Genomic DNA, 4,118 nt, shown 5'->3' on the forward strand with positions numbered 1-4,118 from the left:
CATGGGAACGATCACAGAGTCGAGGAAGCAGCTTGACCCACAAGGCCCCAATCAGAGAAGGCTCTTAGGTTGGTGATATCGGCATTCTGGTCGAGAATGTCAGATAGCGCTCTCGCTACCGAATCCCGTGTCGCTTCTGCGTCCTGTGTGCCGTCGATCGGCCGGATTGCATCGACCAGAGCATCGGCAAACTCTGACGGCGACAGTCCGACCAGAGCCTGTGGATCGATCCCTAGTTCCGTTGGGAAAGGTTCGCCATTTGCCAACGCAGTGAGTGCACTATGCAGGACACTGGCTGTCCTAGCCGAGCCGGCCATCCGACGGGCGGCGTTGCCGCTACCTCCCAAACCGCTTCGCGAATAGTGGCCGAGACCACGACGCAGATGCCTGCCGCGGTCATCGCCTCCTCCTCCAAATTTGCCGAGCGACGTCCGCACGCCGCGCCAGCGGCCAGGTGCTGATGCTTCGGGCTTAGGCTGAAGTTCGGGTGGCTGGGGCGTCTGAGGATTAGGAGATGTGGGGGATGGAGGCGTCTGTGGTGAAGGCACTGTCGGTGCTTGACCTGGCGCCGGCATCGGCAGTGCCGGCTGCGGCGCAGGCTGCTGGGCCGGAGGATTTTCCACCCAAGGCTGCACGATTGGAATATCGGGGCCTGATCCTGGACCACGGCTGGAAGCGGACGTACCCATCAGCCCTTCTCCTTCATCGCCTTGACCACCGCGTTCTTTGTTGTGGTTGCCAGATCACCGCGCTTGTTCATAGCGATGAGAACCTGCCGCCCCCATGGCAACGGCGCGAGGCGGGGCACGATGGACGGTTTGATCTGGCCGGATGGCACTTCACTGAAGAATGCGGCGATCGCGCTCGCAGACGTAGGCGAAGCAGCAGCGAGAGCCTGCAGCGCATTGAGGATACTCGCTCATCTGGTCTCGCCCCAACGGTCGCCGAGGCGACTGAGGTCTCCGTCAGGCCCCGACCAGAACGGTCGGGGCCTTTTGGCATTCGGGCGGCCGAATCAGGTCCGCCAACCGCACAAATAGTTCGCCGTTCAAGAGGTCGATCGACGCAGGATAAAGGTGGTATTTGCAGTAAGGACGACCAGTATAGTCGTAGTTCTGGCGCGTTCATCCGCGGCGGTGGGAGGCAATCATGCATGATCACCGCTCGCCAATCGCGGGCCGCACGCGCGTTGCTGGGATGGACACAGGAGACGCTCGCTGACAAGGCCCAGGTCTCTCTGACCGCGCTCAAACGCCTCGAATCCGAAAGCGGGCTTGAGGTGTATGAAACCACGCGCGATCAGGTTCGCAGGGCGCTTGAATCCGCTGGTGTCGTTCTCCTGTCCACGGAGAAGGGCGAAGGTGTTCTGCGGCTCCATCATCCAGGGGATCGAACGGCCCGGCCTTAAGGCTGGCTGTCGTCTCTTTCCGCTACCGGAAAAAATCTGCGAGCCGCTGTCCTGGATCAATGCTAGGGCCGATGGAAAGTCGCAAAAACACCTAGAACAACGTGGTGGCCGGTGATGGACGAGTCTGCACCGCAGTTCCTCGATGAACCGCCGCAAGGCCAACAGCTCACCTCCTACGATCGTGAGCACATGGTGCTGTACCTGCGGCTTCTGGATGCCCATCGGGACGGGGCCGACTGGCATGAGGCCACGCGCATTCTCTTCGGCCTCGATGCCGCAATTGATCCGGTGAGGTCCCGCAAGGTCCACGATGCTCATCTGGCGCGCGCGCAATGGATGTCCGAGCACGGCTATCGCGAACTCCTGCGCAAGGGGCAGCCGGACTAGCAGGTGATGCCGCTCCGGCATCACCTGTTGCCGACATGGGGACTTCCGACCTCCAACGCAGAAAGGAATCATCGTCTTCCCGTAATCGAATGAGGCCGGGGAGAATCGTGATGATGCCGGATGCATCGCAATGGCGTTCGTCTGAACGCTATGAGCCCGTTGAACGCATGAGTGCCTCGGGTCTCGCATGGGAATGGCTTCGACGAAACGAAGCATATAACCGCGATTTCGACGCCCTGTCGGCACACGATGCCGACATAGCCATGCTGACGGACGCGATCCGCCAGCGCTGGAGGTTGCGATTTCGCGGTCGACCCCGCACTGGATCACGCTGCCGCCACCGTTTTCTGGATGCCTCAGGACGACACCAGCATCGTCGTTCTGGCAGAAGCTCCCCCTGAGCTGGACTTCGGATCTGGCGGTGACCATTTGCCTGCCGTGATCCCCGGAAGTGATGGCGAGGCCATGGTCCGGTTTGCCAACGGCGAGCACATTCAGATTCAACTTCTGGCCTCTGCGTCCAATCCAGCGGTGGCCGTCATTCCCTTGAACCTCGACGGGTTCGGCAGGCTCGAAGCCGCACATCGCCTTCTGGCCGCTCTTCACGGTCGCGCGATCCCGCCCGACACCAGACTGACCCGTCAGCAGCGAACGCGGGCGCGCAGGATGCTTCAGGCATTCGATGGTTCGCGCCACGGTGCCACCCAGCAAGACATTGCTAGGGCCTTGTTTCGACTTGGTCCGGTCAGCCGCGACGAGTGGCAAACCTCCTCCACGCGCCACGCCGTCATGGCGCTGCTGCGCGATGCCCGCGCAATGATCGCGGGAGGATACCGGAACCTCCTGAGGCACAAGCGCCGGTCCTGAACCGCCTCCCGAATGCTGATGTGGGAATTTGGCAGGGACCAAAATCCCGCTGCAACTCGCCGATTTCGCTTCGCCATTGTGGCCTTCGCCCGCCGTCGATCTCCCGCGGCACCAACGAAGCCCACGAAAGGCCGACTTATGCGACCCGATCTCGCCGTTCTGCCGCCACGCTATCTGCGCACCAAGGAAGCGGCCGCGTTTCTCAGCCTTTCGCCGCGAACACTCGAAAAGCACCGGACCTACGGGACTGGCCCCGCCTACAAGAAGCTCGGTGGCCGGGTAGTCTACTCGGTCGATGATTTGCAGCATTGAGCTGAACGCGGCGCCGTCACGTCGACCTCCGACCCGCGAGGCACAGTGCTGCCGGCGAAGTGGCATCCGGACGATGTCGTTTCCATGACCGGCCGCCTTGCGCGCTGATCGCAGCCAATCTGCACATGGCGCCCCGCCTCCAATCCCCTCCGGAGCACGGACAGCTCGATCTGTTCCGCACCATCCCTGGCGATATCGCGCCCCGGGACGCGCAGGATCTCATGGCCTATCCATTCTTCTCCCTGTCCAAGACCCACCGCATCACCCCGATCGACTTTGTCGCCGGCAATGTCTCGATCCGGGTCGAGGCCGTACCGGATCATGGCATGGCGACCATCTGGGACGCGGACATCCTGATCTGGGCTGCGAGCCAGATCGTCGAGGCCCGCGACGCGGGATTCCGAACGTCCCGGCTGATCGTCGCAACGCCCTACGAAGTGCTAAGGTTCATCGGACGCGGCACGTCCATGCGCGACTACCAGCGCCTGAAGGCCGCGCTGGACCGGCTACAATCGACCACCGTCGCCACGTCCATCCGCCAGCATGCCGAGGGACGGCGCCACCGGTTTTCCTGGATAAACGAATGGAAGGAGCGCCGGGACAGCAACGGCCGTCCCGACGGCATCGAACTGATCCTGCCCGACTGGTTCTATCAGGCCGTACTCGACGATGCCCTCGTGCTGACCATCGACCGAGCCTATTTCGATCTCACCGGCGGACTTGATCGCTGGCTTTATCGCCTGGTCCGTAAGCACGGCGGTAAACAGCACCATGGCTGGCGCTTCGACTTTCGCCATCTGCATCTCAAGTCCGGCAGCTTGTCGCCCTTCAAGCGGTTTGCGTTCGAGCTTCGTGACATCGTCCGGCGCCAGCCGCTCCCGGGCTACATACTGTTCCTCGAAGCCGAGGCCCGAGGTCGCACCCTGCTCGCCTTCAAACCATCGGTGCCCGGTGGAAAGCCTGTGGACGGAGTCGTGCCATCGGGAACCGCAAGGCCCGTGCCATCAGGAACTTCAGGCTCGTGCCAACGGGAACCCGATGAGGGGTTAAGTCGCGACAGCGCAAGCCGAATTCGCGCCCGTAACTTAGGGGTTGTGGGGATTTATCGTGAATTGATGACGGCTGCGGCGAGGTAGATCATGGC

At 62.2% G+C, this 4,118-nt stretch carries 7 protein-coding genes and 1 pseudogene; 6 read left to right on the top strand and 2 right to left on the bottom strand.

Features of this window, described 5'->3' with window-relative positions; translation table 11 throughout:
• Window positions 1-11 precede the first annotated feature (11 nt).
• Both IE122_RS18665 and IE122_RS17965 read right to left on the bottom strand, forming a co-directional pair.
• A complete protein-coding gene (locus IE122_RS18665; RefSeq protein ID WP_505832637.1) occupies window positions 12-689 on the bottom strand; it encodes a Qat anti-phage system associated protein QatB in 678 nt (225 codons plus the stop codon).
• Window positions 689-838, bottom strand: a complete 150-nt coding sequence (locus IE122_RS17965) for a hypothetical protein (RefSeq protein WP_189622603.1) — start codon at window positions 836-838, stop codon at window positions 689-691. The genes IE122_RS18665 and IE122_RS17965 overlap by 1 nt, the downstream gene beginning before the upstream one ends.
• Window positions 839-1,153: 315 nt before the next feature.
• Here IE122_RS17965 and IE122_RS17970 point away from each other — a divergent pair, with 315 nt between their 5' ends.
• The 6 genes and pseudogenes from IE122_RS17970 (at window position 1,154) to IE122_RS17990 (ending at window position 4,110) form a co-directional block, all read left to right on the top strand.
• Complete coding sequence (locus IE122_RS17970; RefSeq protein ID WP_129403049.1) at window positions 1,154-1,408, top strand: helix-turn-helix domain-containing protein; 255 nt, start codon at window positions 1,154-1,156, stop codon at window positions 1,406-1,408.
• 114 nt (window positions 1,409-1,522) lie between these two features.
• Window positions 1,523-1,795: a DNA -binding domain-containing protein gene (locus tag IE122_RS17975; RefSeq protein WP_189622604.1), complete on the top strand. Its 273-nt coding sequence runs from the start codon at window positions 1,523-1,525 to the stop codon at window positions 1,793-1,795.
• A 113-nt stretch (window positions 1,796-1,908) separates the two neighbouring features.
• On the top strand, window positions 1,909-2,196 hold the full coding sequence (locus IE122_RS18455) for a transcriptional regulator domain-containing protein (RefSeq protein ID WP_268249033.1): 288 nt from the start codon (window positions 1,909-1,911) through the stop codon (window positions 2,194-2,196).
• On the top strand, window positions 2,147-2,662 hold the full coding sequence (locus tag IE122_RS17980) for a DUF2285 domain-containing protein (RefSeq protein ID WP_189622605.1): 516 nt from the start codon (window positions 2,147-2,149) through the stop codon (window positions 2,660-2,662). The genes IE122_RS18455 and IE122_RS17980 overlap by 50 nt, the downstream gene beginning before the upstream one ends.
• 138 nt (window positions 2,663-2,800) lie before the next feature.
• Window positions 2,801-3,082 (top strand): annotated as a pseudogene (locus IE122_RS17985) (helix-turn-helix transcriptional regulator).
• A 17-nt stretch (window positions 3,083-3,099) separates the two neighbouring features.
• Window positions 3,100-4,110 (top strand): replication initiator protein A, encoded by a 1,011-nt coding sequence (locus tag IE122_RS17990; protein WP_189622606.1) that lies wholly within the window; start codon window positions 3,100-3,102, stop codon window positions 4,108-4,110.
• The last annotated feature ends 8 nt before the right edge of the window (window positions 4,111-4,118 follow it).

It is taken from the genome of Novosphingobium colocasiae (assembly GCF_014652555.1).
Classification (GTDB): Bacteria; Pseudomonadota; Alphaproteobacteria; order Sphingomonadales; family Sphingomonadaceae; genus Novosphingobium; species Novosphingobium colocasiae.